Origin of the sequence: Streptomyces sp. NPDC007164 (assembly GCF_040634135.1) — a bacterium.
GTDB classification, from domain to species: Bacteria; Actinomycetota; Actinomycetes; order Streptomycetales; family Streptomycetaceae; genus Streptomyces; species Streptomyces sanglieri.
Genome location: NZ_JBEYFB010000010.1, coordinates 92,250 through 117,870, shown reverse-complemented (window position 1 = coordinate 117,870; position 25,621 = coordinate 92,250). Strand labels below are relative to the sequence as shown.

At 71.9% G+C, this 25,621-nt stretch carries 20 protein-coding genes; 8 read left to right on the top strand and 12 right to left on the bottom strand.

All coding sequences use genetic code 11. The features are described 5' to 3' along the window. Positions 1 to 143 precede the first annotated feature (143 nt). Positions 144 to 1,649 (top strand): CehA/McbA family metallohydrolase, encoded by a 1,506-nt coding sequence (locus ABZ622_RS16150; RefSeq protein ID WP_360543638.1) that lies wholly within the window; start codon positions 144 to 146, stop codon positions 1,647 to 1,649. Between the two features lie 79 nt (positions 1,650 to 1,728). Then, the gene (locus tag ABZ622_RS16145) at positions 1,729 to 2,238 is read left to right on the top strand and encodes a MarR family transcriptional regulator (protein WP_360543493.1); all 510 of its coding nucleotides are present in this window, start codon (positions 1,729 to 1,731) and stop codon (positions 2,236 to 2,238) included. Positions 2,239 to 2,254: 16 nt separating this feature from the next. Here the strand turns inward: ABZ622_RS16145 and ABZ622_RS16140 are convergent, their stop codons facing one another. Genes ABZ622_RS16140 through ABZ622_RS16130 form a run of 3 tightly spaced genes read right to left on the bottom strand, consistent with a single transcriptional unit; the run spans position 2,255 to position 5,302 of the window. After that, positions 2,255 to 3,292, bottom strand: a complete 1,038-nt coding sequence (locus ABZ622_RS16140; protein WP_360543491.1) for an EamA family transporter — start codon at positions 3,290 to 3,292, stop codon at positions 2,255 to 2,257. Next, positions 3,289 to 3,903, bottom strand: coding sequence for a TetR/AcrR family transcriptional regulator (locus ABZ622_RS16135; RefSeq protein WP_360543489.1), 615 nt, complete (start codon positions 3,901 to 3,903; stop codon positions 3,289 to 3,291). Before ABZ622_RS16135 ends, ABZ622_RS16140 begins: the two co-directional genes overlap by 4 nt. Positions 3,904 to 3,946: 43 nt before the next feature. After that, complete coding sequence (locus ABZ622_RS16130) at positions 3,947 to 5,302, bottom strand: MFS transporter (RefSeq protein ID WP_360543487.1); 1,356 nt, start codon at positions 5,300 to 5,302, stop codon at positions 3,947 to 3,949. Between the two features lie 193 nt (positions 5,303 to 5,495). Between ABZ622_RS16130 and ABZ622_RS16125 the strand changes: the two genes are divergently transcribed. Then, a complete protein-coding gene (locus ABZ622_RS16125; RefSeq protein ID WP_360543485.1) occupies positions 5,496 to 6,065 on the top strand; it encodes a DNA polymerase ligase N-terminal domain-containing protein in 570 nt (189 codons plus the stop codon). A gap of 68 nt (positions 6,066 to 6,133) precedes the next feature. Next, a complete protein-coding gene (locus tag ABZ622_RS16120) occupies positions 6,134 to 6,865 on the top strand; it encodes a siderophore-interacting protein (protein ID WP_360543483.1) in 732 nt (243 codons plus the stop codon). A gap of 16 nt (positions 6,866 to 6,881) precedes the next feature. Here the strand turns inward: ABZ622_RS16120 and ABZ622_RS16115 are convergent, their stop codons facing one another. Next, positions 6,882 to 8,063, bottom strand: a complete 1,182-nt coding sequence (locus ABZ622_RS16115; RefSeq protein WP_360543481.1) for a macrolide family glycosyltransferase — start codon at positions 8,061 to 8,063, stop codon at positions 6,882 to 6,884. 215 nt (positions 8,064 to 8,278) lie between these two features. Then, positions 8,279 to 9,448 carry a helix-turn-helix transcriptional regulator gene (locus tag ABZ622_RS16110; protein WP_360543479.1) on the bottom strand — a complete coding sequence of 390 codons (1,170 nt, stop codon included), beginning with the start codon at positions 9,446 to 9,448 and terminating at the stop codon, positions 8,279 to 8,281. Between the two features lie 178 nt (positions 9,449 to 9,626). Between ABZ622_RS16110 and ABZ622_RS16105 the strand changes: the two genes are divergently transcribed. Genes ABZ622_RS16105 through ABZ622_RS16090 form a run of 4 tightly spaced genes read left to right on the top strand, consistent with a single transcriptional unit; the run spans position 9,627 to position 16,800 of the window. Next, positions 9,627 to 10,229: a toll/interleukin-1 receptor domain-containing protein gene (locus ABZ622_RS16105; RefSeq protein WP_360543477.1), complete on the top strand. Its 603-nt coding sequence runs from the start codon at positions 9,627 to 9,629 to the stop codon at positions 10,227 to 10,229. A gap of 10 nt (positions 10,230 to 10,239) precedes the next feature. Continuing rightward, a complete protein-coding gene (locus ABZ622_RS16100) occupies positions 10,240 to 12,465 on the top strand; it encodes a PQQ-binding-like beta-propeller repeat protein (protein ID WP_360543475.1) in 2,226 nt (741 codons plus the stop codon). Positions 12,466 to 12,481: 16 nt separating this feature from the next. Continuing rightward, entirely contained in the window at positions 12,482 to 12,913 is a 432-nt protein-coding gene (locus ABZ622_RS16095) for a hypothetical protein (RefSeq protein ID WP_360543473.1), read from the top strand. Then, complete coding sequence (locus ABZ622_RS16090) at positions 12,910 to 16,800, top strand: hypothetical protein (protein WP_360543471.1); 3,891 nt, start codon at positions 12,910 to 12,912, stop codon at positions 16,798 to 16,800. Before ABZ622_RS16095 ends, ABZ622_RS16090 begins: the two co-directional genes overlap by 4 nt. Positions 16,801 to 16,874: 74 nt before the next feature. On the opposite strand, the gene ABZ622_RS16085 is transcribed toward ABZ622_RS16090, so the two are convergent. The 7 genes from ABZ622_RS16085 to ABZ622_RS16055 all read right to left on the bottom strand — a co-directional run bounded on the left by ABZ622_RS16085 (position 16,875) and on the right by ABZ622_RS16055 (position 25,619). Continuing rightward, positions 16,875 to 17,387, bottom strand: a complete 513-nt coding sequence (locus tag ABZ622_RS16085) for a DinB family protein (RefSeq protein ID WP_360543469.1) — start codon at positions 17,385 to 17,387, stop codon at positions 16,875 to 16,877. A gap of 64 nt (positions 17,388 to 17,451) precedes the next feature. Next, positions 17,452 to 19,017 (bottom strand): APC family permease, encoded by a 1,566-nt coding sequence (locus ABZ622_RS16080; RefSeq protein ID WP_360543467.1) that lies wholly within the window; start codon positions 19,015 to 19,017, stop codon positions 17,452 to 17,454. A gap of 247 nt (positions 19,018 to 19,264) precedes the next feature. Next, the gene (locus tag ABZ622_RS16075) at positions 19,265 to 20,725 is read right to left on the bottom strand and encodes an aldehyde dehydrogenase family protein (RefSeq protein WP_360543465.1); all 1,461 of its coding nucleotides are present in this window, start codon (positions 20,723 to 20,725) and stop codon (positions 19,265 to 19,267) included. Beyond that, entirely contained in the window at positions 20,722 to 22,461 is a 1,740-nt protein-coding gene (locus ABZ622_RS16070) for a D-aminoacylase (RefSeq protein WP_360543463.1), read from the bottom strand. The genes ABZ622_RS16075 and ABZ622_RS16070 overlap by 4 nt, the downstream gene beginning before the upstream one ends. Before the next feature lie 129 nt (positions 22,462 to 22,590). Continuing rightward, positions 22,591 to 23,712 carry an LLM class flavin-dependent oxidoreductase gene (locus tag ABZ622_RS16065; protein WP_360543461.1) on the bottom strand — a complete coding sequence of 374 codons (1,122 nt, stop codon included), beginning with the start codon at positions 23,710 to 23,712 and terminating at the stop codon, positions 22,591 to 22,593. Positions 23,713 to 23,820: 108 nt separating this feature from the next. Beyond that, entirely contained in the window at positions 23,821 to 24,618 is a 798-nt protein-coding gene (locus tag ABZ622_RS16060; protein WP_360543459.1) for an SDR family NAD(P)-dependent oxidoreductase, read from the bottom strand. A gap of 56 nt (positions 24,619 to 24,674) precedes the next feature. Beyond that, positions 24,675 to 25,619 carry an LLM class F420-dependent oxidoreductase gene (locus ABZ622_RS16055; RefSeq protein ID WP_360543457.1) on the bottom strand — a complete coding sequence of 315 codons (945 nt, stop codon included), beginning with the start codon at positions 25,617 to 25,619 and terminating at the stop codon, positions 24,675 to 24,677. Positions 25,620 to 25,621 lie beyond the last annotated feature (2 nt).

The following is a 25,621-nucleotide window of genomic DNA, read 5'->3' as shown; positions in this document are numbered from 1 at the left end:
TCGCGTGCCGTGCGGTCCGGTTCATCGGCGTTCTTCCGGAGTTCATCGGGTGCCGTCAGGGTTCGGGGGCGACACCCCTTGCCGCTCACGACACCCGGGGAGCCACTCGTATGTCCGTATCGCATTCCGCTCACGGCCACCCGATGGCCAGGCGCGGCCTTCTCGTCGGGACGGCCGCCACCGCTCTAACGTTGGGCACTGTGAGCTTCGCCGACGCCGCACCCCCGACCGGCGGCACAGACGGCGGCCCGGACCGGACCAGGACCGTGCGCGGCACCCTGCCGACCGGGTCACCGGACTTCGTGTACCTGCCGGTCGAAGTACCGCGCGGAGTACGGGAGATCGCCGTCTCGTACACGTACAGGAAGACGCCCGTCCCGGCCGGGACGCCGGGCAACGCCCTCGACATCGGCATCTTCGACGAGCGCGGCACCGAACCGGGCGGGCGCGGGTTCCGGGGCTGGTCCGGCGGGGCACGCGCGAGCTTCTTCATCCGGGCGGACGAGGCGACGCCCGGCTACATCGCGGGGCCGGTCCGGGCCGGTACGTGGAACATCGCGCTCGGTCCGTACACCGTCGCCCCCGAGGGGCTGCCGTACGAGGTGACGGTCACCCTGCGGTTCGGGCCCGCCGCTCCGACGCCGGAGCCGGTGTATCCGCCGGAGCGCGCGAAGGGACGCGGGCGGGCCTGGTACCGAGGGGACTGCCATCTGCACTCCGTGCACTCGGACGGCAGGCGCACCCCCGCCGAGATCGCCGCCGCCGCCCGCGCGGCCGGCCTCGACTTCATCAACAGCAGCGAGCACAACACGTACTCCGCGCACGGGGCGTGGGGCGGGCTGTGGGGCGACGACCTGCTGATCCTCACCGGCGAGGAGATCACCACCCGCAACGGGCATGTGCTCGCGGTGGCCACCGACCCGGGCACGTTCGTGGACTGGCGCTACCGGGCCCGCGACAACCGGTTCGGGCACTACGCGAAGGCCGTGCGCCGGGCCGGCGGCCTGGTCGTGCCCGCCCATCCGCACGCCACCTGCATCGGCTGCCACTGGAAGTTCGGTTTCGGCGAGGCGGACGCGGTGGAGGTGTGGAACGGGGCGTACACCCCGGATGACGAGATCGCCCTCGCCGAGTGGGACAACTCCCTGGTAGCCGCCGCACGTTGGTCCAAGCCGTGGGTTCCGGCGATGGGCAACAGCGATGCGCACCGGGAGCCGGACGAGGTGGGGCTGCCGCAGACCGTCGTCCTGGCCGACGAGCTGTCGCGCGAGGCGATCGTGGCCGGGATCCGGGCCGGGCACTCGTACATCGCTGAGTCGTCCGCCGTCACGCTCTCCTTCGGCGTCTTCGGCGGGCGCGGGCTGCACGCCGGGATCGGTGAGCGGCTGCGGGTGGACGGGGGCGACACCCCCGTCACCGTGCGGCTGGAGGTGACCGGGGCGCCCGGCTGCACGGCGCACTTCGTCACCGACCAGGGCACGCTGTTCACGGCGGGGCTGCCCGAGTCGGGCACGGGGACGGTCCAGTGGCGTACGACGCCGGCCTACGCCGCGTATGTACGGGCCGAGGTCCGGCATCCGGCGACGGCGCCGGGGCTGCCGGGCGCACCGGCCGCGCTCACCAATCCGGTGTTCCTGGACGGGCGCTGAGCGCTCAGCGCCTCCCTGGAACCGCTCGGCCGACGACACATATCGTTAGTTGAGCTAACGCAATGGATAGAATGGCGCCATGACCGGACCCGAAGGCGCGGCAGCAGCCGGACCCGAAGGCGCAGCCCTGCCCGACGACGGCGCGTCCAGGACGCCCGACAGGCTGCGCCTGCGGGCGAGCCGGCTGTTGTCGCAGCTGTCCACGCGCTCGGACCGGCTGGTCTCCGACGGACTGGCGCAGGCCGACGCCCGCAAGTGGCACTACGCCGTGCTCGCCTCGCTGCAGGACCACGGGCCCGCCAGCCAGGCGACGCTGAGCAGGCGCACCGACATCTACCGCAGCGACATGGTCGGCGTGCTCAACGAACTGACCGGGCGCCACCTCGTCGAGCGGGCACCGGACCCCGCCGACCAGCGCCGCAACATCATCACGATCTCCGCCCGGGGCCGCGCTCAACTGCGCCGCCTCGACAAGATCCTGGACGGCCTCCACGACGAACTGCTCGCACCGCTGGACCCGGCCGAACGCGACCAGTTCGTGCAGCTGCTCATCCGCCTGCTGGACCACCACACCGCCGGGACCGCCTGACCCCGCGCGGCAGCCGTCAGGCATTCAGGGCCAACCCGTCGCGGGGCTCCGGCGCATCCGGGTCGCGGTGCTGCGCCTGCCCTTGCTTCTGCCCCTGCCCCTGCTTCGGTGCTTCCGTGGTGCGGAGGCGACGGGAAGGGGCGGTCAGTACGCCGAGGCAGGCGATGACCAGCGCGATGCCGGTCCAGCCGAGGGCCGGCAGGTGTTCGCCCACGACCAGCACCGCGAAGACCGCCGCCACGGCGGGTTCCAGCAGGGACAGGGTCGTCGCGGTGCTTACGGGGATCCGGGACAGGCCGTAGCCGAACAGGACGTACCCGGTGAACATCGGCACCAGCGCCATGTAGAGCCCGACGCCCGCGTTCGTCCAGGAGGCGGCCAGCGGTGCGCCGGTGGCCAGCAGCACCGGTACGAGCATCAGCCCGCCGAGGCCGAACACCGCGCCCATGGCCGCCCGCGAGCCGACCGAGCGGGTGATGAGGCGGTGCGCCGCCCATGCGTACACGGCGTAGGTCAGGCCCGCGACCAGCCCGAGCGCCACCCCGACGACGGTCCCCCGGGCGGAGCCGGTGCCCGCTCCGGTACCGGCCTGCGCGGCCTCGGCCGCACAGAGCAGCACCGTGCCGGCCAGCCCCAGGGCGGCCCCCGCCAGCCATCTCCGGGACAGGCGCCGGCCGTCGGCGAACCGCTCGATCAGGGCCGAGGCCAGCGGGGCCGAGCCGATGGAGACGACCGTTCCGACCGCGACCCCGGCCAGATGCATGGAGGTGTAGAACGCGAGCGGATACAGCGCCACACCCACTCCCCCGACGAGCACGATCCGCCACTGCGCCCTCAGCTCCGTACGGGCCCTCGCGATCCGGCGCCCGGCCAGCAGGGCCTGGAGCAGTCCGCCCAGGCCCATCGCGGCGGCGCCGATCGCCAGGGGGCCCACCTGGGGCGCGAAGGTCGCGGCGGTGCCCGTGGTGCCCCAGAGCACCGAGGCCAGCAGGACCGCGAGCGCACCCAGGCCCGGTCCGGCGGCGGGCCCGGCGGCGCGGGCGGGCCCGGTCACAGGGTGTCCAGCAGGGATGCGGCCAGGTCCCGGGCGCGCCGCATGCGGGTGCCGTCCCCTTCGAGACCGGCGCGCACGATGGCCCCTTCGAGCAGGAACGCCAGGTGCTCCGCCACGGCCCCGGCCTGCTCGTCGCGGCCCGGCAGCAGCTCCCGGAGGTGGCCGGCGAGCAGGCCCTCGACCTGTTCCTTGTGCCGGCGGACCACGGTCCGGCCCTCGTGTCCGGTGGGCAGTTCGGCGGCCGCGTTGAGCAGGCCGCAGCCCCGGAAGCCGTGCTCGTAGGCGAAGTCGGCGTGGTCGGCGTAGGCGTCGAAGACCGCCAGCACGCCCGCCGCCGGTCCCCGCGCGTCGGCCAGCCGTCGCCGGTAGAGGTCGAGCCACTCCTCGTGCCGGGCCTGGAGGTAGGCGCAGACCAGGTCGGCCTTGGAGTCGAAGTTGTTGTACAGGCTCATCTTCGCGACGCCGGCCTCGGCCGTGATCGTGTCGATGCCGGTCGCCGCCACGCCGTCGGCGTAGAACCGGCGCGCGGCGGCGTCCAGGATCCGCCCGCGCGCCGCCCCGCGCCGTCGCTTCACCGGCTGCCGCTTCTCCTCGGCCCTTGCCTCGCCCATGACCGCCCTCCTCCTTAATTAGGTAGGCCAGTCTACCTAATTTTCACTGGGTGGCGAGGGCTGCCCCCGCACGGGCCGGGCCGGGACCGAGCCGCCGCGCGCAGCTCCGGCTCTGCACGACCGCCAGGCCCGCGACCGCCGCCCCGAGCACCAGCCAGCCCGCCGGACCGGCGGCCATCACCACACCGGTCAGCAGCGGCGGCCCGGCCGACTTCTGGATGGACTGCGACATCCCGGCCACCCCCAGATACGCGGCGCGGGCGTCCTGCGGCGCGAGCAGGACCGCGAGCTCCCACGAACTCACCGACCGCATCAGCTCCGCCAGCGTGACCAGCAGCGCCGCGGCGAGCAGGACGGCCCCGGCCGCCCAGGCCCCGCCCCGGGTGGCCACGGCCAGGAAGCCGCAGCAGGCGAGCGTCAGCACTCCGTACAGCAGCACCGCCCGGACCGCCCGGCGCGGCCCTTCCGCCCGCTTCGACACGCTCAGCTGAAGCACCACGACCAGCACGGTGTTGATGACGAGGAAGGCCGGGACGAGGGCGTGCGGCGCGGAGGTGCGGTTCACCAGCCACAGCGGCAGACCGACGGCGAGGATCGAGTCGTCGAGATTCATCGGGATGTCCAGCAGGACGAACCCGAGATAGCCCCGGTCCCGCCACGGACTGCCCCCGCGCACGGAATCCCGCCCGCTCACGCCCCCGCGCTCGCCCTCGCCCTCGCCCTCGCCCCGGGCAGCGGGCGCCGTCCCCCCGGAACGCGCCACCTCGACGGCGCTTCCCACCGGCTCGCCCGTACGCCACACCAGCACCGCGGCGACGGCGAACGACAGCGCGTTGCCCAGGATCAGGACGCGATAGGCGCCCGTGGTCCCCACCGCCAGGCCGATCGCCGCGATCCCGGCGCCGACTCCGTAGCCCGCGTTGGCCGCGCTGCGCGAGAGCGCCTGGTACGCGGCGCGGCGCTCGCCCGCCGCCCGGGTGGCGAAGAGCATCTCCAGCGTCTTCGCGGCCCGGTCGCCCAGGTAGGTCACGGCGATGACCGGGAGCAGCGCGTCGAAGCCGGTGCACACCAGGACCAGTCCGAGCGTCACCAGCCGCAGCAGATGGCAGCCGATCAGCAGCGAGCGCACCGGGAAGCGGCCGGCCAGCCGCCCGGCCAGCGGTGATCCGGCGATGCCCGCGACTCCGGCCACGCCCAGCAGTACGCCGATCTGCCCGGCGCTCAGATGCGTGACGAAGGTGAGGTAGAGGACCGAGGACGCGGCCCAGAGCCCCGAGCCGGTCCGGTCCACGGCCAGGGCGAGCAGCATGATCCGCGCGTTGCGGCCGCCCGGTGGATTGCGCAGCTGGGCCGACAGGCCCGGCCCGCGCTCTTTTCCTCGCGTTTCGCCTCGCCGCATCACGCGCCCCCCTCGGGCAGGAGATCTTGAACGGGACGAAGACTGCCGCAAGAACACTCTCGACGTCAAGATACTTGATGGCGAGATACCTCTGGCGCACCCCGGCCCCGGAACCCGTCCCGGTGCGCTCCGGAGCCGGGGGCGTCACAGTGGAAGGGAGTACCGGGCGGGGGCTGCCGGAGGAGGTGTCCGGATGGATGTGACCGGCGACAGCGGCGAACGTACGGGCCCGGCACCCTGCTTCGTCGTACAGATCCATCAGGCACGGCGCATGCACTTCGACTTCCGGCTGGAGGTCGACGGCGTACTGAAGTCATGGGCGGTGCCGCGCGGCCCCTCGGAGAATCCGCGCGTGCGGCGGCTGGCTGTTCCCACCGAGGACCATCCGCTGGAGTACCGCACCTTCGAGGGTGTCATCGCGAAGGGCGAGTACGGCGGCGGCACGGTGATCGTCTGGGACCAGGGCACCTACCGCCCGCTCAGCCACGACCGGTGGGGCGCGCCCGTGCCGTTCGAGCAGTCCCTGGAGGACGGGCACGCGACGTTCTGGCTCGACGGGACCAGGCTGCACGGCGAGTTCGCCCTCACCCGCTTCAAGGGCGGCGAGGCCCCGGGCGAGGAGGTGTGGCTGCTGATCAAGGCCAAGGACGGACGGGCCACCCGGGAAAGCCCCGACACACCGGACCCGTATCTCGCACGCTCGGCCCGCACCGGCCGCACCCTGGCCCAGGTCGCGGCCGAGGAGGGAAGCGGCCCCCCGTGACACACTTCCCGCAGCCCATGACTTAGGTTAGCCTCACCTAAATATCGTCGAGGTGAGGAGGGGCAGCTGTGGGTCACGGCTGGGAGGGCGTTGTCCTCAAGCTCATGCGGGGACGGAACTTCACGTTCACCGTGACCGGCGCCGAGCAGGTCACCGAGGGCTTCCGCCGGGTGCACCTCACCGACGGCGGGCTGCTGGCCGCGACCGGCGGCGCGCACCCGACGATGTGGGTCAGGATCTGGTTCGAGCGGGGCGGCAGACCGCATCAGCGCGCCTACACCCTGGTCGACCCCGACCCGGCCGCCGGTACGTTCAGCCTGGAATTCGCCCTGCACGACGGAGCCGCCAGCGACTGGGCGCGCACGGCCGGGCCGGGCGACACGATCGAGGCGACCCTCCAGGGCACCGGCTTCGAGCTGCCCGAGCCACGCCCCGACCGGCTCTTCGTGATCGGCGACCGCGCCTCGCTGCCCGCGATCAACTCCCTGCTGGACGCGGTCCCGGACACCCCGGCCACCATCTGGTTCGAGACGGCGCACGCCTTTGACGAGAAACTGCCGCTCCGGCTGGACCCGGACCACCACACCCTGCACCGGATGCCGCGCCGGGACCGGGGCGCCGGACTGGTCGCCGGGGTCAAGGAGTCGCTGCCCGGCCTGCTGGGGTCCGACGCCTCCGACGCCTACGTCTGGATCGCCTGCGACACGGCGACGACCAGGTCCCTGTCCGCGTACGTACGCAAGGACCTGGCCGTCCCCAAGGAGCGGGTGAACGCGCTGGGTTACTGGCGCGCCGGCTGAACGGCCGAACGGCTGATCAGTTCCGGCCCAGCAGCCCCTCGATCAGGTCGGCGGCCCTCGGGGTGCCGCCCTCGGCCCGCACCTCGGCCCGGAGCAGCGCCGAGCGGCGGGCGACCTCCGGATCGGCGACGAGTTCGGTCAGGGCGGTCCGCAGCGCCTCGCCGGTGGCCTGTTCGGTGTCGATGCGGCGGGCCACGCCCAATTCGACGAGCCGGTCGGCATTGTTGAACTGGTCGGTGGCCTGGGGAACGGCGATCATCGGCACACCGGTGAACAGCCCCTCGCTGCTGCCGCCCATCCCGGCGTGGGTGACGAAGGCGTCGGCCTGTTCCAGGATCGCCAACTGGGGTACCCAGGAGTGCACTTCGACGTTGGCCGGGATCTCGCCGAGCTCCGCCGGGTCCGTGTACTTCCCGATCTGGAGCACCACGTGCCAGCCGGGCAGGTCGCCGTAGGCGGCCAGGCACCGGCGGTAGAACTCCGGCTGCTTCGTGAACGCCGAGCCCAGCGAGACCAGGAGCACCTTCCCGGCGCCTTCGGGTCGCGTCCAGGTCTCCTTGTCCGTCCGCCCGCCGAAGCAGGGGCCGACGAAGGTGACCGTGTCGGTGTCGACCCGGTCCGCGTTCGGCTGCATCGCCTTCGGGATCAGCGCCAGGGACCGCGCGGGCGGTCCGCAGAAAGTGTCCACTTCGAGGGTGGTCGCCCCGCAGTCGGCGAGCCAGCGGGCGAACCTCGCCCGGTAGGCGTCGGCGCCCGGCAGCTGCCACATGGGCGCCGCGACCTCCTCGGCGTAGCCCTCCCAGCCCACGTACGTCGGGGACAGCTGCATGAGGGGACGGCCCTGCGCCTCACCGAGGGCGCGCGCGGCGTAGGCGCCGATGTCGTACAGGTAGAGGTCCGCGGGGTCGTGGTCGTAGGCGGCCCGCAGCTGCGGGAGGGCCTGGACCCCCTCGTCGAGGAAGACGCCCATCACCTCGATGGGGTCTTCGGGCCAGTTGTTGTCGGCGACCGGCAGCACCGAGCCGTAGGGGACGAACTCGGCGCCGGTGGCCTCGATCAGGCCGGCCACCGCCGGGTCGTTGGCGTAGCTCACCCGGTGGCCCCGGGCCACCAGCTCCCGGATGATCTCAAGGCTCGGCAGGACGTGGCTGACGGCGGGGATGCCGATCATCGCGACATGGGCACGGCGACGTGACATGGATGATCACTCGTTTCAGGTCTTCGGCGAAATGGGACACGACGAACCGGTGCGCCGGCCACGGGACGAAACACCGTGGCGCGCACTCGGGTGCGGCGGGGTACTCGCCCCGCCCGTGTGTCAGCCGTAGATCTGATACATGAAGTACATGCCGGGGACCCTAGCCGCCCCCGCGCCCATGCGCACGGGGTTTTCCGCCGGACGGACTCCCCGGCTCAGCGAAGCCCCTGGACCTGTCCGTACTGTCGGCCGATCGCGAGGGCGGCCGATGCGTCGATGAGGGCGAGTTGGCCCGGCCCGGCTCTCCGGGTCCGGGCCTGCTCCACGAAGCGGCCCAGCTCCCCGCGGACGGTGGCCGAGTCGATGCGCTTGATCACGGGCAGCGTGGCCTCGACGATCTGACAGGCGTCATCGAGGCGGCCGGCACCGGCCAGGGCTGTCGCCTGCCGAACGGCCCAGCGGGCCCGGGAGTTGCTGTCCGCCGGGACGGCCGGCCGACGCCGTCGCTCGGCGGCGAACAGGTCGGCGGCCGGCTCGAAGCGACGGAGGCCGAGCAGGCAGGACGCCTCGATGAGCCGGGGGTTGGCGTTCTCGATGCGCGGGCCCCAGTGCGGGGTCGGGTCGCCGATGGCCTCGGCGGCGTGGCTTCTGAACCGCTCCAGTGCCTCCCGGCAGGCCCCCGCGTCACCCCGGCGCGCATGCCCCTGGGCCGCGCGCCCCGCGGCATGCGCGCGGATCACCGGGTTGGCCGCCGGGTGCCCGGCCGCCCGGTCGGCGAATCCGATCGCCGCCTCGGTGTCACCGCGGTGCTGGGCGATGAACGCCTTGCGGACCAGGGCGTACGCGGCCACCGTTTCGTCCCCGCCCTGTGCGCCCCAGCGGACGGCGAGATTCGTCCAGCGCAACGCCTCCGCGGGATTTCCCGCCTCTTGTGCCATCCACCCGGTGTATTCGGCAAACCTTGAGGCCAGCAGCCAGATCTCGGCACGCTGCTCGCCAACGGCGTGCGGACCGGCGTCCGTCAGGATCCGCGTGATCGACTTCATCGAAGCGGTGACGAACCTCGGTCCGGTGGATCTGCCGATGTCCTTCAGCTCCCGCAGGACCCGCTCGTATCCGGCGACCACGGGGCCGGCCTCGACGACACCCTCGGCCCGGGCACCGCGGCGGCCGGACCCGGCCAGCTCGGCGAGTTCCCCGCCGGTGCCGAAGGCCGCGTCGCATGCCGCCGCCACAGCGGGCGTCGGGTTGCGCAACCCGCTCTCCAGATTGCAGATCTGCCCTTCGGACACGTTCGCACGCCGGGCGAACTCGCGCACGCTCCACCCCCGACGTGCCCGGAGTGTGGCCAGGACGACGCCGAAGTCGCCCGGCGGCAGACGCATGCCGGTCGATCCCCCTGCCGGGACCGTCCCTGACGCGCTGTCCGCCGGATCCATACCCGCCAGCGTACGGAGAGTCGCGACCGCTATTCAATCCCCGGCGAATAGCCACCGGGCGCGTACTCCGCCCCTAGGGTGAGCAGGATCCCAGGCGTCAAGGCTTGCCAGACAGGGGGCAATTGTGCCGCGCATCTTCCTCAGCTATCGGAAACCGGACTCCCGGTGGATGCGAAACCGCGTCTACCACGCGCTGTCCGACCGCTTGGGTGCCGACGAGATCTTCAAGTCGGGCCAGTCGATCCCGCCCGGCGCCGATTTCGCCGAGATCCTGCGACGGCAGGCCGCCGAGTGCGAGCTCATGTGCGTACTGATCGGGCCGGGGTGGCTCGACGCACTGGGCGAGGACGGAGTGCGGCTCCTGGACCGGGCTCACGACTGGGTACGCCTGGAGATCGCGACAGCGCTGCGGGCGGGAAACCGCGTCGTCCCGGTCCTTCTGGGTGACGCGACGATGCTGCCCGACGCCTCGGCGCTGCCGGCCGAGATCGCGGAGCTGGCGCATCTACAGTTCCTCCGCGTTCCGGAGACCCATCTGCCGGACGGGCTGGCGCACTTGGGCGGCTCGGTGATCGCTCTCCTGTCCGATGCCGACGCCGCTGTCGAACCCGGGCGCGGCGCGGCGCCGGCCGCCGGTCCGGAGCCGTCGACGACCATGACGGCGCATGTGTCCGGCGGCGGCAGCGCCTACCAGGCGGCCCGTGATCAGACGATCAGGCCGGCGTAGGGGGCGGACGATGGATCATCCCGGAGCAGACGGTGCTCACCGGATCGGGCCGTATGCGCTGCTCGGAAAAGAGAGCACGGCCGGCGGGAGCGAGGTCTTCGCGGCCCGCACGGACGAGGGGCTCCTCGTCACGGTCACGGTCGTGGGGCCCCAACTCGCCGCGGACCCGGGGTTCCGGGACCGGTTCCGAGCCGCCGTCGAACGGGCACGGACACTGTCCGGCGCCTTCCTCGTACCGGTGGTGGATGCCGACGCCGACGCGCCGGTTCCCTGGCTGGCGACCCGGTTCACCCCCGGGCTGCCGCTCCGGCAGGCGGTGGACCGGCACGGCCCGCTGTCCGAACCGGCTCTGCGGGTGCTCGCCGACGGCCTCGCCCGGGCGCTGGCCGTACTCCACGCGGCCGGGACGGTCCACGGCGAGGTGAGCCCGGACTCGGTACTGCTGACCATGGACGGGCCTCGCATCACCGCCCTGGGGATGGCAGGAGCCACCGGCAGTCCGGCACCCTCACCGACGGATGACATGTCCGACCTCGGGTCGACCGTGCTGTTCGCAGCTTCCGGAGGCGAGCCGGACACGGACGCACTCCCCGTGTCGCTGCGCGAGGTGATCGGCGGCTGCCTCTACCCGGAACCGCCGGAGCGTCCCACCGCGGAGCAACTGGTCGCCTACCTGAAACATCAGAACCTGCCTTCCCTGGCAGGCAGTTGGCTGCCGCCGGCGGTGACCGCCGACATGGCGGCCGCGACCGCGGCGGTGGGATCGGTGTCCGCCGGGGGCGACGGCCGGGGCCCGCTTCCGCCGCCCCCGCAGACCGCTGCCGGAACGGGTGTCAGCCGCCGGAAGCTGATCATCGGCCTGGCCGGGGGCGTGGCCGTACTCGGCGGAGCCGCGGCGGCATTCGCCTTCTCCGGCGACTCGTCACCGGCACCCGACGGCCGGGCCGGCGGGCCCGGCTCCACTGCGCGGCCGACCGCTCCGTCAGGCGGGCGATCCACGTCCGCCCCCTCCGCGTCACCGTCCTCGACGGACGGACCGGAACCGGTCGTGCTGGCCGGACCCGACGCCGTCAAGGCATGGTCGGCAGCCGGAAAGCACGCCCCCACCTGCCTGGAAGCGTCCGACAAGGTGGTCATGGTGGTCACGGACACGGCCACGTCCTTCCTGGACGCCGCGACCGGAAAATCCATGTTCCACCCACTGAACACGACCAACGAGTTCGGCACGAACAGCTTCAAGTACCCGACGGCGTACGCGGACGGAGTGTTCTACCTGCTCTGCGACACACCGAGTCAGTCAGGCATGCTGGCGGCGTTCGACGCCACCGACGGGAAGGCGAAGTGGGCGACCAACCTTGCCGACTTCGATTCCGGCGGCGGCAAGCACGTGGTGATGTACCCGAGCAACTATGTGGCGGTCGCGGGGAACACCGTCTATGTGTGCGGGCAGGAGCTTCAGATCGACGGGAAGGTCTCGTCCGAGTCTCCGACCACCGGCTACATCCATGCGTTCAACGCCTCGACCGGCAAGAGACTGTGGCAGGTCAAGGGCACGGACATCAACAACGTGCTCGTGCCGCCCTCCGGTTCTCATCTGCTGGCCACTTCGGCCGTTCCGGCCAAGAAGCCCGGCCGCGTCCAGATGATCGACGCCGGCCGGAAGGGTGCCCGCGGCTGGAAGGTGTCCATCCCGCACACCTCGTACTACTTCACTCCCGGCTGGCCGCTGACGTGCTACGCCGCCGGGCTGTTCCTGTTCGCCGGAGGCAACGGCAACACGCTGTTCGCCGTCGAAGCGGCCACGGGCCGCGAGAAGTGGCATCAGCGCTTCGATGCGAAGAACGGGGACCAGGTCCGGATCGGCACCCCGTTCTCCAGCCCGGACGGCGCGACCGTCTACGTACCGGTCGGCAGCGACCTGGCCGCCCTGGCCACGGCCGACGGCACGATCCAGTGGGTCGCGGTGCTCGACGGGGCCGGCGACACGGGCGGTACCAACCTGTTCAACGCCTCCCTCACGCTGGGCGGCAAGAACGCGCAGTGTTCGGCCGACACCGTCTTCGCCACCGACAGCGCCAAGACGCTGTGGGCCATCGACGCGGCCACCGGCAGGGCCCGGTGGAGATACAGCGACCCCGGGCAGCCGGACGTGGGGTTCCTGTGGACGGTGGGCGGCGACCACGTGTTCATCGCCTCCCACCTGACCATGACCGCGATCGCGGCCCACGGGCGGTAAGGGACAAGGAGAAGACATGGAGACGAGTGTGGAACTCGCCGGCCTGGCATCGGCAGCCGCGGCGCGCCTGATCGATCTGCTGGCGACGGACGGCTGGGGCGCGGTCAAGTCCTCGGTCCTGGCGCTGTGGCGGTCCGCGCACCCGGAGCGCGTCGAGGAGGAACTCACCGATGCGCGCGGTGAGTTGCTCCAGGCGCGGCAGACGGGAGACGGCGAGGAGCTCCAGGGGCTGCTGGTCGCCGAGTGGCAGGCCCGCATCATCCGGCTCATGGCCACGCGGCCGGACGCCGTCGATGAGCTGCGCGCGCTGTTCGGCGGGGAATTGCGCGCCGCCGGAACCCCGGAGCAGCAGATCACGGGCTCGATGACGCTGGAGGCACACGTCTCCGGCGGCGACGCGTTCCTGGCCGGCCGGGACATGAACGTCAACAGGGGCGGACCGGCGTGACGGAACGCAGCACCGGTGCCTCGCCCTCCGACGGACCGCCCCTCTGGCAGCCGAAACGGCAGGAGGCGAGCGCGACCGGCGGCGGCAGCGTCTACCAGGCCGGCCGCGACCTCCACGTTCGCCACGGCGACGAGGGGCGCAGAACCGTGCCCGGCCCCGGCGCCGGCCAAGTGCTGTGCCCGTACCCGGGCCTGGTCCCGTTCGACGCGCAGCACAAGCAGTGGTTCTACGGCCGTGAGCGCATGGTCCACCTCGTGTGCGAGCGGATGGACGCCCGGATGCGTGAGGGCGGCCCCCTGTTGCTGATCGGCCCCTCAGGGGCCGGGAAGTCGTCCCTGCTCGCGGCCGGGGTACTGCCGGCCCTGGACGACGGCCGGCTTCCGGTGGCGGGGTCGAGCACCTGGCCTCGGCTGCTGCTGACCCCGACGGCGTCCCCGGCCCTGGCCCTGGCGGCCGCCGCCGGGCTCGACGCCGAGACCGCCCGGCGCACGGCACCGGCGTGGCGGGCCGATCCCGCACAGTGCCTGGCCGAGCTGCGCGAGATCACCGGAGCCGGCGATCCGGCGCCCGCCGGGGAGCCCCCCTCCCCGGGCCTGGTCGTCGTGGTCGACCAGTTCGAGGAGATCTTCACGGCCTGCGGCGACGAGACCGAACGGCAGTGGCTCATCGACGTGCTCGACCGTCTGGCCCGGCCCGCGGGCGGTGCGGTCGTGGTGCTGGGAGTACGCGCGGACTTCTATGCCGCGTGCACGGCCCATCCGCAGCTCCGGGCGGCGCTCCGGGCCGGACCGGTCCTGCTGGAGCCGATGACGGAGGACGAACTCAAGGAGGCGATCCGCCGCCCGGCCGGCAACGTGGGACTCGATGTCGAAGACGGCCTGGTCGAGGTGCTGCTGACGGACCTGGGCGCGGTCGGCGGACCTGTCGGGACGAGCACCACGGGCCGGCTGCCGCTGCTCGCGCACGCGCTGCGGGCCACCTGGCAGCAGCGCCACGGCCACACGCTCACCGTGGACGGATACCGGGTCACCGGCGGCATCCAGGGCGCCATCGCCACCACGGCGAACAGGCTCTACGACACCCTGCCGCCGCCCGGCCAGGAGGCCGCACGGTGGGTGTTCCTGCGGCTCGTCATCGTGGGACGCGACGCCGACGACAGCCGTCGGCGCGTCCAGTACGACGAGCTGCTGCGCCACGCGCCGGACCGGGACGCGGCCGCGAGAGTCCTGGACGACTTCACCCGGGGCCGGCTGCTGACCCGGGACGAGGAAACGGTGGTGATGACCCATGAGGTGCTCATCCGCGCCTGGCCCCGGCTGCGGAACTGGATCGAGCACGACCGCACCGGGAACCTCGTACGACAGGATCTGGAAGAGGCGGCCACGCTCTGGGAACAGGCCGGCCGGGAGGTTGCCGCGCTGTACCGCGGCAACCGCCTGGAGGCCGCCCTCGCCTGGGCCGAAACGCACGGGTCGGAACTCAGCGGCGCCGCCCGGGCCTTTCTGGCGGCCGCCCGCCACCACCGGCGGCGCGGGCAACGGCTCCGGCGCGGCGCGGTCGCCACCATCACCGCCCTGGCCGTGCTCGCCTCGCTGGCCGCGGTGTTCGCCTTCCGGCGGGAGTCCGACGCCAGGGACGCCGCCGCCGAGGCCCTGCGCTCCCGCGACCAGGCCATCAACGCCGCCGTAACCTCCGCGTCCGTGCAACTGGGCCCGACCGATCCCTCGTTGTCCGCCCAGCTCGCGCTGACCTCCTATCGTATGGACCCGACCCCGGACGCGGCGTCCCGGCTCATCACGACCCAGAACACCCCGCTGGCCACCCGGCTTCCCGGCCCGCGCGGCACGGTGTCCACCGTGGCCTACAGCCCCGACGGGCACATGCTGGCGGCCGGGAACGTGGACCAGAACCTCGTCCGGCTGTGGGACGTCTCGGATCCCGGCCGTCCGGTGGCGCTGGGCCGGCCCGTGCCCGTGGACCGTTCCGTCAATTCGATCCTGTCGCTCGCGTTCAGCCCGGACGGCCAGGTACTGGCCGTCGGCGGCCACACCAGCCACAACGGCGACGCCGGTTCCGGCGGATTCGTCGACCTGTGGAGCCTGACCAGCCCCAGCCACCCGGTCCTGCTCGGCCGGCCGGAGAGTCCCGCCATTCAGGACTGGGACGCCCTGACCTCCGTCGAATCGCTGGCGTTCAGTCCCGACGGCCGCACCCTGGCCGCCGGATGGCGCGCCGGACTCGTCAGCCTGTGGAACGTCACCCACCCCGACGACGTCAAGCCCGCGGGAGCGCCCCTGAACCTCGGCTGCCCCGACGTCTTCTCCCATCGCGTCGCGTTCAGCCCCACCGGGCACACCTTGGCCGCCGCATGCAAGGACGACGCCGGCACGATCAGCCTGTGGGACACCACCGACCCGGCCCACCCCGTCCGCGGCCGTTCCCTGAAGACCGGGCAGCGAGTCACACCCCTGGCGTTCAGCCCCGACGGCCACACCCTGGCCGCCGGATCCACCGACAGCAAGGTCCACCTGTGGAAGGTCGCCGACCCCGGCCACCCCGCCCCCCTGGGCAAGCCGCTGACGGGCCCCGCCCAGCCCGTCATGTCGGTGGCGTTCAGCCCCGACGGTCACACCCTGGCGGCCGGCAGCGCCGACCACACCATCCGCCTGTGGAACGTCACCCACCCCGGGGCCATCGGTCCTCTGGGCCGGCCGCTGACCGGTCCGGGCAACGCGGTCACCGACGTGGTGTTCAGCCCCGACAGCCGCACCCTCGCCGCCGGGAACAGCGACGGCAACGTCGATCTGTGGAGTCTGCCGCCGACCCGGATCATCGGCGCCGGCGGCAATGTGGCATCCGTGGCGTTCAGCCCCGACGGGCGCACCCTGGCCGCAGGAAACCAGAACAAGACCGTCTCGCTGTGGAACACCGCCGACCCCAACAACCCCGCTCCCCGCGGTGATCCGCTCACCGGCGCCGACGACGCGGTCGACGCCGTGGCGTTCAGCCCGGACGGGCGCACCCTGGCCGCAGGCGACAGCGACGGCACCGTCAGGTTGTGGAACACCACCGATCCCAACCATCCCGTTGCCGTCCCCGAGCCCCTCACCGGGGCGGACGGGCTCATCTTCTCCCTGGCGTTCAGCCCCGACGGCAACACCCTGGCCGCGGCCGGCGACGACAAGTTCGGCAGGATCGCCCTGTGGGACGTCAGCGACCCCGCACACCCCGTCTCCCGGGCCGGCATCTCCAATTCACGCACGTCGTCCGTCGAATCCCTGGCGTTCAGCCCCGACGGCACGATGCTGGCGGCCGGCGGCGACGGCAGCAACGGCGAAGTCGGACTGTGGAGTACGACGGACCCGGGGATCCGCATCGGAGAGCCGATCGACCAGCCGTCCACCACCAGCACCTGGGTGGCGTTCAGCCCGGACGGCCGCACGCTCGCCACCGGGAACAGCCGCGGCACCGTCACCCTGTGGAATGCCACCGACCCCAACCACCTCACGCGCCGGGGCAGTCCCCTGACCGTGCCCGGTGGCAGCCTGTGGTCGGTGGCGTTCAGCCCGGACGGGCGCACCCTCGCAGCGGCCGGCCACACCGACAACGGCACCATCAACCTGTGGAACGTCACCGATCCCGACCACCCCACCGCCATCGGCCGGCCGCTGACCGTGGAGACCGGATTCGTCGCCGTTCTGGCGTTCGGCCCGGACGGTCACACCCTGGCCGCCACCACCGACGACGGCGTGGCCACGCTCTGGGACCTCAAGGCCGAGACCGCCATCAGCCGTATCTGCGCCGCGAGCTCCGGCGCCCTGAGCCGTCAGCAATGGAGCCGGTACGTTCCCCAACTGCCGTACGACCCACCATGTGCGACCCCCTAGTCCGGACAGGGTGACAACCACGCGCCGTCCGGCACGGCACCGGGGCGGCGCGTCACATCACGACCGACCCGGCGCTACACGCCGGTGGTGCCGTCGATGCGTTCTCGGAGCAGATCGGCGTGCCCGTTGTGGCGGGCGTACTCCTCGATCATGTGGACGTAGATCCAGCGGAGGTTGACGTCCTGGTCCATGAAACGGCCCGTATCGGCCAGGGCACGGCCGGCGCAGAGCTCGCGGGCGCGGGCAATCTCCGCGTGCCAGGTCGCGAGGGCCTCGCGCAGGGTGGCGCCCTCGGCCAGCTCGAAGCCGCCGTCGGGGCCGTGCGGGTCGGCCCGCGGGTCGTGGATGGGCGGTACCTGCTCCCCGGCGAACACGCGGCGGAACCAGTTCCGCTCCACCTCGGCCATGTGCTGGACGAGGCCGGTCAGAGTGAAGCCGGACGGCGGCACGGAGGCGGTGGCGGCCTGCTCGTCGTCCAGACCCTCACACTTCATGGCGAGTGTCGTGCGATGAAAATCGAGCCAGCTCTCAAGCACGGTGCGCTCGTCGGCGTTCAGGGGCGGCAAAGGACGTTCGATGGTGGACATCGGTCGATTATCACCAGCGGCCGCAGTCGTCGACAGGCAGGGCCCCAAGGCCGGACAGGGTCCCCTAGTCCTCCACGACCAGCGCCGGGGTCTCCTTGGTCAGTACCTCGCCGCGGAAGAACGCCGGGCTGCGGCGCTGCATGACCAGCATCAGCACCACGCCGAGCAGCAGCAGCCCGACGCCGATCACGAACACCGAGCCGACCCCGAAGACCGAGGAGCCGGAGCCGTAGACCGGATCCCACATGTCGTAGAGGGTCTTGCCGAAGACCGCGGTGAGCAGGATGCCGCCGACGCCCGGGAACAGGCCCTTGAAGACCAGGTCGCGGAAGGAGCGGGTCAGGTCGGCGCGGAAGAACCAGGCGCAGGCGAACGCCGTCAGCGCGTAGTAGAAGCAGATCATGAGGCCGAGCGCGTAGATCGTGTCCACCAGGACGTGCTCGCTGACCAGGGTCATCACCGTGTAGAAGACGCCGGTCGCGACGCCCGCGGTGACCGTGGCCCGGCCCGGGGTCCGGAACCGCGGGTGGACCCGGGAGTACGAGGCGGGCAGGGCCTCGTACGTGGACATCGCGAGCACCGTGCGGGCCACCGGGATGAAGGTGGTCTGAAGGCTCGCGGCGGCCGAGGCGAGCACCGCGACGAAGAGCAGGATGCCGAGGCCGGGGCCCATGACCGGGCCGGCGAGCGCGGCGAAGACGTTGTCGGAGGTGCCGGGGTTGGCGAGGCCGAGCCCGGTGGTGCCGGAGCCGACGGCCATCTGGGCGGCGACACCGGTCGCCAGGTAGGAGCCGACGAGCACGACCATCGCGATGAGAGCGGCCCGGCCGGGGGTTTTCGCGCTGCCGGTGGTCTCCTCGTTGGCGGTCAGACAGGCGTCCCAGCCCCAGAACATGAAGATCGACAGCGACAGACCGGCGGTGAACGCGGCGAACGACTGCACGGCGAACGGGTTCAGCCAGGACCAGGAGAAGTCCAGCGACGAGGCGAACTCCCCGCTCCGCGACTTCTGCACGGCCATCGCCACGAACAGCGCGAGGACCACCAGCTGGAGGCCCACCAGCGCGTACTGGATGCCCTTGGTGGCCGTCATCCCCCGGTAGCTGATCGCCGTGGCGACCGCGATCAGGGCGAGGCAGGTGAGGATGTGGACGGGTTTGTTGTCGTCCAGGGCGGCGATCGAGTCGTTGCCGGTGATCTCACCGGCCAGCAGCCAGAAGTACGAGGTGGCGACGCCGGCCAGGTTCGACAGGACGATGATCGTCGCGATGACCAGGCCCCAGCCGCACATCCAGCCGATGCGCGGACCGAATGCCTTGACCGTCCAGGTGAACGAGGTGCCGCAGTCCGGCATGGCCTTGTTGAGCTCGCGGTACGCGAAGGCGACGAGCAGCATCGGCAGGAAGCCGGCCAGGAAGACGGCGGGCATCTGCACGCCGACCTCTCCCGCCGTGGAGCCGAGGGTGGAGGTGAGGCAGTAGACCGGGGCGACGGTGGAGATGCCGATGACGGCGCTGCCCATCAGGCCGACGGAGTTCCCGCCGAGGCCCTTGCCACGTACGCCGCCGTCGGCCGGGGCGGTGCCCCTCACCGTGTCTCCGGCCTGCGGCCGCACGTCCAGCTGAGTCATGAAAAGGACGATAAACGCTGCGATTTCCACATCCGGAAGGCGAGACTCCACCGTCTCATCCTTGAATTCCAGGCAACAATACGGAAACAGGGGCGTTAATTGAAGGCCGACTGCGACTATTGCCTTCCGATACGAGGTCGAGCCTCGGTCGCAGCAGCGTACGGGAATCGCAGCACTGCCCGTTTTGGGGGCATTCAAATTTTCCCGTGGGTGTCCGCCCAGCGGACACCCACGGTCGCCTGCCGGTTCAGCCGGGCCAGACGATCGACTGGAGTTCGCTGTACGCGTGCAGGGCGTACGAGCCGACATCGCGCCCGACACCGCTCTTCTTGAACCCGCCGAACGGGGCCTCCATGTTCCGCCCGACGGTGTTCACACCGACCCCGCCGGCCCGCAGCCGCCGGGCCGCCCTGAAGGCACGGGCCACGTCCGAGGACCAGACGTAGTCGATCAGCCCGTAGTCGCTGTCGTTGGCGAGCGCGATGCCCTCCTCCTCGTCGTCGAAGGGGACGACCACGACGACCGGACCGAAGATCTCCTCGCGGACGACACGCATCTCGTTGGTGCAGTCGGCGAGCAGGGTCGGGGCGACATAGAAACCGCGCTCCGGCCCGGCCGGGCGTTCGCCGCCGGTGACCACCCTCGCCCCCTCCTTCCGGCCCAGCTCGATGTACGACTCGACGCGGTCGCGGTGGGCGGCCGAGATAACCGGGCCGACCACCGTGCCCCTGGCCGCCGGGTCACCCACCTTCAGAAGACCGGCGTAGGCGGCGAGCCTCTCGATCAGCGCGTCATGGACATCGCGCTGGACCAGGACCCGGGTCGGGGCCGTACAGATCTGACCGCTGTAGAAGGAGAACGTGGTGCCGATGCCCGCCGTCGCGGAGTCGAGGTCCGCGTCGTCGAGGACGAGGGCGGCGCCCTTCCCGCCCAGCTCCATCAGCTGCCGCTTCATCCCACGCCCGCACACCTCCGCGATCCGCTGCCCGACCCCCGTGGAGCCGGTGAAGCTGACCATGTCGACGTCCGGTGAGTCGACGGCGGCCTCGCCCGCCTCCGGGCCCGACCCGGTGACGACATTGACGACGCCCGGCGGAACGCCCGCCGCTTCGAGCGCCTCGGCCATCCGGTAGACGGAGAGCGGGTCCTGCGGGGCGGGCTTCACGACGACCGTGTTCCCCATGGCCAGCGCGGGCGCCACCTTGCCGGCCGGGTTGGCCCAGGGGTTGTTGTACGAGGTGATGCAGGTGACGACACCGACCGGCCTGCGGGCGGCCAGCGCCCCGAAGACCCCCGCCCGCCCCATCGGCCCGGCCTCGTTGATCTGCGGCGTGATCGCCTCCTCGACCGGCTCCAGGGCGCCCCTGGCGTACCGGCGGAAGCGGGAGGCGCCCACGGCGACCTGCATGCCCCGGGCCGTCCCCGTGGTGGCGCCGCTCTCCGCACGGGCGAGCGCGGCGTTGCCGTCGAGGTCGCGCAGCATCAGACCGGCCGCCCGGTCCAGGATCTCGGCCCGCTCCTCGGGGCGGGTCCGGGACCATGTGGCGAAGGCCTCCCGGGCCGCGGCCGCCGCCGCGTACACCTGCTCGCGGCTCGCCTCCGGGGCACGGCCGACCACCTCCTCGGTGGCCGGGTCGATCACGTCGAAGTGGCCGTGGTCGGGTTCGGTCCACCGGCCGCCGATCAGCAGTTTCCGGTCTCCGTTCATACGGTGCTCACCGTCCGGGTGTCGCGGCCGGAACGGAGCACCGTGCCGGGGACCGCGCCGGTCACCTTGTCGTCGCGCAGCGTCTCCACCCCGTTGACCCGGACCGAGACGATGCCGATGGCCCTGGAGTCGAGCCGGGGGCTGTCGCCGGGCAGGTCGTGGACGAGGGTGGCGGGCCCGGCGTCGATGCGTTCCGGGTCGAAGAGGACGAGGTCGGCGTGGAAGCCCTCCTCGATCCGGCCCCGCTCGCGGAGGCCGAAGAGCCGGGCGGGGTCGTCGGTGAGCATCTTCACCGCCCGCTCCAGGGTGACGAGCCTGCGTCCGCGCAGGCAGTCCCCGATGAACCGGGTGGTGTACGGGGCACCGCACATCCGGTCCAGGTGCGCGCCGGCGTCGGAGCCGCCGAGCATGACGTCCTCGTGCTCCCAGGTCTCGCGGCGCAGCGCCCAGGAGCCGGGGTCGTTGTCGGTGGGCATCGGCCACAGCACCGTGCGCAGCTCGTCGGCGGCGCAGATCTCGATCAGGCAGTGGAAGGGGTCCAGGCCGCGCTCGGCGGCGATGTCGCGCACGACACAGCCGGTCAGTCCTTCGTTGGCCGCGCTGTAGGTGTCGCCGATGACGTACCGGCCGAAGTCGGCGAGGCGGCGGAAGACGCCGGCCTCCTTGCTGTCGGCGCGGCGGAGCAGCTCGGCGCGGGTGGCGGCGTCGCGGAGCCGTTCGATGCGCTCGAGGACGGGGAGGGCGAGGATGTCGCCCCAGCCGGGTATGAGGTTGAGGGCGCAGAAAGTGCCGAGCGACATGTTCATCGGGGTGAGGATCGGCATGGTCAGCGCGACGATCCGGCCACCGGCCCGGCGGGCCCGTTCGCTGGGCACGAGCTGGCGCGGTACGCGTTCGGGGACGGCGGCGTCGATGGTCAGGACGTTCCAGTTCAGCGGGCGTCCGGCGGTGGCGGTCATGTCGACGAGCAGCTCGATCTCCTCGTCGGCGAACTGGTCGAGACAGCCGGCCACGATCGCTTCGAGCTGGGTGCCCTCGTGCTCGCCGACGGCCCGGGAGAGGGCCAGCAGCTCCTCCGGCAGCGCGTGCCGGGAGGCGACGGGCTGCCCGTCGCCGTCGGAATGGGTGGCGGACTGGGTGGTGGACAGCCCCCAGGCCCCGGCGTCCATCGCGTCGTGGAACAACGCGAGCATGGCGTCGAGCTGCTCGGGGGTGGGCTGTCCGCCGATCGCGTCGGCGCCCATGACATGCCTGCGCAGGGCGCAGTGCCCGACCATGAACCCCGCGTTGACGGCGATCCGCCCTTCGAGGGCGTCGAGGTACTCGCGGAAGCTGGACCACGTCCAGTCCACGCCCTCCTCCAGCGCCTTGAGGGCCATGCCCTCCACCCGCGACATCATGCGGCGGGTGTAGTCGGCGTCCTCCGGGCGGCCGGGGTGCAGCGGGGCGAGCGTGAACCCGCAGTTGCCCCCGGCGACGGTGGTGACCCCGTGGTTCATGGACGGGGTGGCGTACGGGTCCCAGAAGAGCTGGGCGTCGTAGTGGGTGTGCGGGTCGACGAACCCGGGCGCGAGGACCAGACCGGTGGCGTCCTCGGTGGTGACGGCCTCCTCGGTGAGCGTGCCCGGTTCGGCGACGACGGCGATGCGGCCGTCGCGGATGCCGAGGTCGGCGGGGAACGAGGGCCCGCCGGTGCCGTCCACGACGGTCGCTCCGCGGATGAGGTGGTCGAGCATGACGGGGTCCCTTCTGTGGTGGGTGGATGTGCAGCCGGGGTGCGCACGGCCGCGGTACGCACCCCGGCCCCACGGAGCGGCGGTCCGGGAAGACGCCGCTGGTCCGACCGGGGCGGAGTCAAGCCCCTTCTACGCCGCGTCGCGGAACCGGGAGGTCCGGTGCACCGGGTCCGTGTCGATCTTCGGAATCACGTGCTCACCGATCAGCCGGATCGAGTTCAGCGTGTCCTGACGGCTCACCCCGATCGGCAGCCCGAAGCTCAGCTGGTCCGCCCCCGCCTGCTCCCACCGCTTGCACTGCGCCAGCACCTCGTCCGGGTCGCCGCAGATCATCAGCTCCTCGGCGATCAGCAGCTCGATGATCTCCTCGGTGTACTCCGGGAGCAGCTCGGGCCACTCCGGGATGCCGTCGGGCCGGGGGAAGGTGTCGTGGTAGCGGAAGAGCAGCGACTGGAGGTAGTTCAGCCCGCCGCCCACCGCGATCTCGACGGCCTTGGCGTGCGTCTCGGCGCAGATGGCCGTGGAGGTGACCATGACGTTGTCGTTGACGAAGTCCCCGACGGGTTCGGCGTCCTTGACGGCGGTCTTGTAGGACTCGACGACCCACTCCATGTCGGAGACCTTCTGCACGCTGAAGCCCAGCACGCCGAGCCCCTTCTTCCCCGCCATCGCGTACGAGGACGGCGAGCCGGCCGCGTACCACATCGCCGGGTGCGACTTCCCGTACGGCTTGGGCAGGATCTTGCGCGGCGGCAGCGACCAGTGCTTGCCCTGGAAGCCGACGTACTCGTCCTGGAGCCACATCTTGGGGAACTCGGCGATGGTCTCCTCCCAGAGTTCCTTGGTGTGGTTCATGTCGGTGATGCCCGGCATGAACCCGAGGATCTCGTGGCTGCCGGCCCCGCGCCCCGAGCCGAACTCGAAGCGCCCCTCCGACAGGTGGTCGAGCATGGCGACCTTCTCGGCCACCTTCACCGGGTGGTTGACCGGGGCCAGCGGGTTGAAGATGCCGGACCCGAGGTGGATGCGGTCGGTGGCGTGCGCCAGGTATCCCAGGTACACGTCGTTGGCCGAGATGTGCGAGTACTCCTCCAGGAAGTGGTGCTCGGAGGCCCAGGCGTACTTGAAGCCGGACTTGTCCGCCTGGATGACGTACTCGGTCTCCTCGATCAGCGCCTTGTGCTCCGCCTCGGGGTCGACCTTGGCCCGTGCGGCGGGCACATACCCCTGTACAAAGAGCCCGAATTCCAAGGGGGTTCACCGTCCTCAATCGTTTCTGACGCTCCGTCAGATCTTGATGCGTCCGACTGTTCCACCGGCATCGTTACCCGTCAATAGCTGACGCATCGTCAGCTAAGGTCAGAACAGGCTGACGCCCGCCAGCCATCCCCCGTCGATGACGAACGGCTGTCCGGTGATGTACGAGGAGTCCTCCGAGGTCAGGAAGAGCGCCAGCGCCGCCACCTCTTCCGGCTGCCCGATCCGCCCCAGCGGCACCAGCTTCCGGTACAGCTCGGCCACCGCGGCCCTGGACTCCTCCGGGTCCGCGGCCGGGTCCAGCGCCGCCGGGTTGGTCATCGCGGTGTCCACGGCGCCGGGGCAGACGGCGTTGACCCGTATCCCCTTCCCGGCCAGCTCCACCGCCGCCACCCGGGTCAGGCCGAGCACCGCGTGCTTGGTGGCGGCGTAGGCGCCCACGAACGCCATGCCGGTCAGCCCGGTGTACGAGGCGGTGTTGACGATGGTCCCGCCGCCCGCGGCCCCGATCTCGGGCGCGACGTTCTTGATCCCGAGGAACGCGCCCACCTGATTGACCTGCACCACCTGCTGGAACTCCTCCAGTGGCGTGCTCACCAGTTCGTTGAACCGGAGGATCCCCGCGTTGTTGACCAGCCCGTCGATCGTCCCGAAGGCGTCCTTCGCGGCGGCCACCGCGCTCTGCCAGTCCTCCTCCCGGCTCACGTCCAGATGGACGAAGCGGGCGGCGTCCTTCCCCAGCTCGCCCCGCAGCTCCTCGGCCAGCGCCTCGCCCTGCTCGTCGAGCACATCGGCGATCACCACCCGCGCGCCCTCCGCGGCGAAGAGCCGCGCCTCCTGTTCGCCCTGCCCGCGCGCCGCGCCGCTGATGAGTACGGTCCGCCCGTCCAGCTTGCCCATGGCCTGACTCCTACCTGTCGAGAGGGGATGCGACTGCCTGTCGCGATGGAGAGCGACTACCTGTCGAGATGGGGTGCGACCTCGGCGGCGAACGACGCCATCTGGTCGGTCAGTTCGCTACGGCTCCGGCTGCGGAACCGCACCTGGATCTGGTGGACGCCCATGGCCCCGTACGCGCGCAGCGACTCGGCGAGGGCCTCCGGCTTTCCGGTCAGGGTGCGCCGCCCGACGGACCAGTCCGGCTCACCGACGTACAGCGGCTCGGTGATCGCGCCGATGACGATGGGCTCCTCGACCCCGGCCGCCTCCCGCAGCTCCTTCAGCCGGGCGATCTGCGCGGGCAGCTTCTCCCGCGGATCGCCCTGCGGCAGCCAGCCGTCACCCCGTACGGCGGCCCGCCGCACCGCGGCCGGCGAGGAGCCGCCCACCCAGACCGGCACCCGCTCCTGGGCCGGACGCGGCAGCTGCCCGAGCCCGGAGAAGGAGAACCGCTCCCCCGCGAACTCCGGGTACTCCTGGGGGCCGAGCGCCGCCTTCAGCGCGTCGATGGTCTCGTCGAGCACCCCGCCCCGCCCGTCGAAGTCCGCCCCGAGCGCCTCGAACTCCTCCGCCACGTGCCCGGCGCCGACCCCGAGGATCAGCCGGCCGCCGCTGAGGTGGTCGAGGGTGGCGTACTGCTTGGCGGTGACCAGCGGATGCCGCAGCCCGACCACCGCGACATGGCTCATCAGCAGCACCCGCTCGGTGATCCCGGCCAGGTGGGCGAGGGTGGCGACCGGGTCGTACCAGACGGTGCCCATGACCCCGGCGAGCCGCCGCGGGATCGCGACATGGTCACAGCTCGCCAGGTAGGCGAAGCCGGTGCGGTCGGCGGTCCGGGCGATCTCGGCGAGATCGGCCGGACCGGCCGCCGCCTCCCACCCCTCGGCATAGATGGTGCTCTGCGACTGGATAGGCAGCTGCATCCCGTACGACAGCGGCCCGGCGGTCGATATCGGCACCG